Source organism: Streptomyces pathocidini (assembly GCF_001418495.1).
Lineage (GTDB): Bacteria > Actinomycetota > Actinomycetes > Streptomycetales > Streptomycetaceae > Streptomyces > Streptomyces pathocidini.
Map to the genome: position 1 here is coordinate 1 of NZ_LIQY01000639.1, position 4,136 is coordinate 4,136.

At 72.3% G+C, this 4,136-nt stretch carries 4 protein-coding genes; all 4 read right to left on the reverse strand.

What is annotated here, in order from left to right; translation table 11 throughout:
• Nucleotides 1-19: 19 nt before the first annotated feature.
• The 4 genes from polX to AOK16_RS23880 all read right to left on the reverse strand — a co-directional run bounded on the left by polX (nucleotide 20) and on the right by AOK16_RS23880 (nucleotide 4,098).
• Nucleotides 20-1,753, reverse strand: coding sequence for a DNA polymerase/3'-5' exonuclease PolX (gene polX, locus AOK16_RS23865; RefSeq protein WP_055474187.1), 1,734 nt, complete (start codon nucleotides 1,751-1,753; stop codon nucleotides 20-22).
• A 154-nt stretch (nucleotides 1,754-1,907) separates the two neighbouring features.
• Entirely contained in the window at nucleotides 1,908-2,177 is a 270-nt protein-coding gene (locus AOK16_RS23870) for a DUF1876 domain-containing protein (RefSeq protein WP_055474190.1), read from the reverse strand.
• 17 nt (nucleotides 2,178-2,194) lie between these two features.
• Nucleotides 2,195-3,601 carry a phosphoribosyltransferase family protein gene (locus tag AOK16_RS23875; RefSeq protein WP_055474188.1) on the reverse strand — a complete coding sequence of 469 codons (1,407 nt, stop codon included), beginning with the start codon at nucleotides 3,599-3,601 and terminating at the stop codon, nucleotides 2,195-2,197.
• An 83-nt stretch (nucleotides 3,602-3,684) separates the two neighbouring features.
• Nucleotides 3,685-4,098 (reverse strand): HIT family protein, encoded by a 414-nt coding sequence (locus tag AOK16_RS23880; RefSeq protein ID WP_055474189.1) that lies wholly within the window; start codon nucleotides 4,096-4,098, stop codon nucleotides 3,685-3,687.
• Between the last annotated feature and the right edge of the window lie 38 nt (nucleotides 4,099-4,136).

Below are 4,136 nucleotides of genomic sequence, written 5' to 3' on the forward strand. Positions count from 1 at the left end.
AGGCAGGGCTGTACGGGAGTCAGGCCCGGGCGAGGGCGTCCTTGCGCAGGAACCGGCGCAGCCGGTCCAGCGGCCAGGTGTTGATCACGTCCTCCGCGGTGAGCCAGCCGCGCTGCGCCGTGCCGACCCCGTAGCGCAGGTTCGCCAGGTGGAGCGGGGCGTGGGCGTCGGTGTTCACGGCGAACTTCACGCCGTACCGCTTGGCGCGCAGGATGTGGTCGTCGCACAGGTCGAGGCGGTCGGGGTGGGAGTTGATCTCCAGGGCGGTGCCGGTGCGGGCGCAGGCGGCGAAGACCGCGTCGAGGTCCATGTCGAGGGCGGGCCGCTTGCCGATGATCCGGGTCGTGGGGTGTCCGATGATGTTGACCTCCGGGTGCTCGCAGGCGGTGACCAGGCGCCGGGTGAGGGCGTCCCGCCCCTGGTTGAAGTGCGAGTGCACCGAGGCCACACAGAGGTCGAAGCCCGCCAGGAATTCCGGCGGCCAGTCCACCGAACCGTCGGCGTCGATGTTGAGCTCGGTGCCGTGCAGCAGCCGCATCTTCCGGTGCTTGCCGTCGAGTTCGCGTACCCGCTCGCGCTGGGCCAACACCTTCTCGTCGGTCATCCGCTGCATGGACAGGTTCGGGGCATGGTCGGTGATCGCGTAGTAGCGCAGACCGCGCCGGGCTGCGGCCTCGACCATCTCCTCCAGCGGGGCGAGGCCGTCGGTGAGGTCGGTGTGGGTGTGCAGGTCACCGCGGATGTCGGCCTCCTGGATCAGCTCGGGCAACTCGCCGCGCAGCCCCGCGGCGACCTCCCCGCGGTCCTCGCGCAGGGTCGGCGGGATCCAGGGCAGTCCGAGGCGGGCGTAGACCTCCTCCTCGGTCCGGGAGACGACCTTGCGGCCGCTCTTGGCATGGAACAGGCCGTACTCGGAGAGCTTGAGCTTGTGGTGCACGGCCATCTCGCGGGTCCTGATGTTGTGCGGCCTGGAGCCCGTGAAGTACTGGAGGCCCGCGCCCCAGGAGTCGGGGGGTACGACGCGCAGGTCGACCTGGAGGCCCTTGGCCGTGCGGATGGAGGTCTTCTTCTCGCCGCGGGCGATGACCTCGGCGGTGCCCGGAAGCCGGGTGAAGGCGGCCATGAACGGCCCGGATCCGCGCGCGGCCACGAGGATGTCCACGTCGCCGATCGTCTCGCGCATCCGCCGCAGCGACCCGGCGTACGTACAGCGCTCGCAGCCGGTGATCGCGGACAGCTCGGCAACGATGTCCTCGGCCACCTCCATGGCGACGTTGAGCGGTACCCGGTCGCCCGCGGCCTGCATCAGCGCGATGCCGTGCAGGATGTTCTCCTCGGTCTTCGGCCCGAACCCCTTGAGGTCGCGCAGCCGCTCCTGGTGGATGGCGTCGAGGAGTTGGGGCACCGAGGAGATGTGCAGGTCCTGGTAGAGCAGCATGGCCTTCTTGGGGCCGAGGGTGGGGATGCCCATCAGCTCGCGCACGCCCGGCGGGATCTTGGACCTGACGTCCTCGACGGCGGGCATACGGCCGGTGCGCAGGTACTCGGTGACCTTTTCGGCGATCGACCTGCCGACGTTGGGGATCTCCTGGAGGCCCTTGGCGTCGAGCCGGGAGACGTCGGCGTGGTAGCCGCCGACGGCGCGTGCGGCCTTCTCGTAGGCGCGGGCCTTGAACGCGTCTCCGCCGGTGATCAGCACGAGGTCGGCGTACTCCTGGAGCAGCGCCTCGACCTCTTCGTTGGGCCGGACCACACGGCCATTTTAGGCGGATGAGGGGGATCCGGCGCCGGCTGGAGGCCATCGCGGCCCGTGCGGTCCCTCCGCAGTCCTCCGCGGCCGGGGACCTTGCCCCGGCAGCCTTCGCGGGCCCGGCTTCCGGACCCGCGAGGACAGGGCACCCGCTCGGCTACATGGCCAGGTGCGCCCGGAGATGCGTGACCTCCTCTATCTCGACTCCGGCTTTCGTCAGCAGCTGGCGCGCCAGTTCGTTGAGCGCTCTGGCGGCCGCGATCTCCTCACCGACCCGTGGCTGTTCCGGGTCGTCGGGGTGCTTGTTGGCCCGCCCGTGGGCCCGCAGCTCCGTGCCGTCGTGGAGCCGAAGCATCACGGCCGCTTCGGTCTTGGTGTCGATCTCGCGGAACTCCAGGTCGATGTGCCATCCGACGATGGTTTCCATGGCTTTCACCTCCAGCGTCACTTTCCAGAATGCGCCCCGAGGTGCCCCAGGAACCAGTCCCTGGCCAGATCGCACACCGCGTCCAGCGCGCCCGGCTCCTCGAAGAGGTGCGTGGCGCCGGGGACGACCTCCAGCCGGTTCTCGCACCGCAGCCTGGACTGCGCCTGCCGGTTGAGGTCGACGACGGTCTCGTCGGCGCCGCCAACGATCAGCAGCGTGGGGGCGCGTACGTCGCGCAGGCGGTCACCGGCGAGGTCGGGGCGGCCACCGCGGGAGACCACGGCGGCGACGCCGGGGCGGCCCTCGGGGTCGCGCTCGGAGGCGGCCCAGAGCGCGGCGGCCGCGCCGGTGCTGGCGCCGAAGTACGCGACGGGGAGGCGGTGTTGGCGGCGCAGCAGGCGGGTGGCCTCGGCCAGGCGGCGGGCCAGGGTCTGCACGTCGAAGACGTTGGCGCGGTCCAGTTCCTCGGCGGGGGTGAGCAGGTCGAACAGCAGGGTGCCCAGGCCCGCCCGGTTGAGGGCCGCGGCCACGGCCCGGTTGCGAGGGCTGCGGCGGCTGCTGCCGCTGCCGTGCGCGAAGGCGACGACGCCCGGGGCGCCGGAGGGCAGGTGCAGGTCGCCGGTCAGGTGTACGCCGTCGGAGGGGACGGGGATCTCGACCTCCCGTACGACAGGGCCGGGGGCGGGGTTGACGATGCGGTCGCCGGGGTTTCCTGGGTTGTCTCCTGGATTGCCGGGGTTTCCGGGATGGCCAGAGCTCCCTGGGTTGCCCGGGCCGCCCTGGCTGCGGGTGGCCTCCGTGTGCTGGGCGAGCAGCTCCACGACTTCGCCGTCCGAGGTCTGGGAGAAGTCCTCGTACCACTCCCCCACCGCGAAGAACGCGGCGGGCGTGGACAGGCAGACCAGCTCGTCCACCTCGGCGCGCAGCCCGGCGGCGGCGTCGGGCGGGGCGACGGGCACGGCGAGTACGACGCGGCGGGCGCCGTGCTCCTTGGCGACGCGGCAGGCGACGGAGGCGGTCGCGCCGGTCGCGACGCCGTCGTCCACGACGACGGCCGCACGGCCGGTGAGCTCGACGCGCGGGCGGCCACGCCTGAACCGGTCGGCCTGGCGGCGGAGTTCGGCCTCCTCGGTGCGCTCGACGGCGGCCAGGGACGCGGGGTCCACCCGCCCCATCCGCACGATGTGCTCGTGCACGATGCGCACGCCGTCCTCGCCGATGGCGCCGAAGCCGAGCTCGCGGTGGGTGGGGACGCCGAGCTTGCGGACGAGGATCACATCGAGCGGGGCGCCGAGCGCCCGGGCCACCTCGTACGCCACGGGCACTCCGCCGCGTGGCAGGCCGAGCACGACGGGGCGCTCGCCGCGCAGGTGCTCCAGCTGTGCCGCGAGGAGGCGGCCGGCTTCGGTGCGGTCGGTGAACATGCTGCACCCCCGGTCCGGCGAGGCGAGGAGAGGAGCGGATCCCACGGACTGGCTACGCCTCCCATGGTCCTATATCCGCCGATTCAACCCAAAGCGGCCCGGATTCTGGCGGCGGTCTCGGCCGCCTCGGCGTCGTCCGCGTACCGCGTGCGCGGCCAGAAGAAACCGCGCAGGCCGTCCTTGCGGTTGCGGGGGACGACATGGACGTGGAAGTGGGGTACGGACTGGCTGACCCGGTTGTTCGCCGCGACGAACGAGCCGGCGGCGGCCATCGCCCGCTCCACGGCGCCGGTGATCCGCCGCACCCGCCCGAAGAACGGCCCGACGTCGGCCTCCGGGAGATCGGTGAGCGTCTCGACGTGCCGTCGGGGGACGACGAGGGTGTGGCCGGGGAACAGGGGGCGGGCGTCCAGGAACGCCACGACGGCGGTGTCCTCGAAGACCGTATGGCTCGGCACGTCGCCCGCCACGACGGCGCAGAACTTGCAGTCGTCCACGCCTCCACTATCGGGGCGCGCCCACGGCGTGGCGAACG

What these genes read in the sequence shown, in the direction of transcription:
- AOK16_RS23870 (WP_055474190.1), bottom strand. Translation starts at nt 2,177, where the DNA reads ATGGAAACCATCGTCGGATGGCACATCGACCTGGAGTTCCGCGAGATC.
- AOK16_RS23875 (WP_055474188.1), bottom strand. Translation starts at nt 3,601, where the DNA reads ATGTTCACCGACCGCACCGAAGCCGGCCGCCTCCTCGCGGCACAGCTG.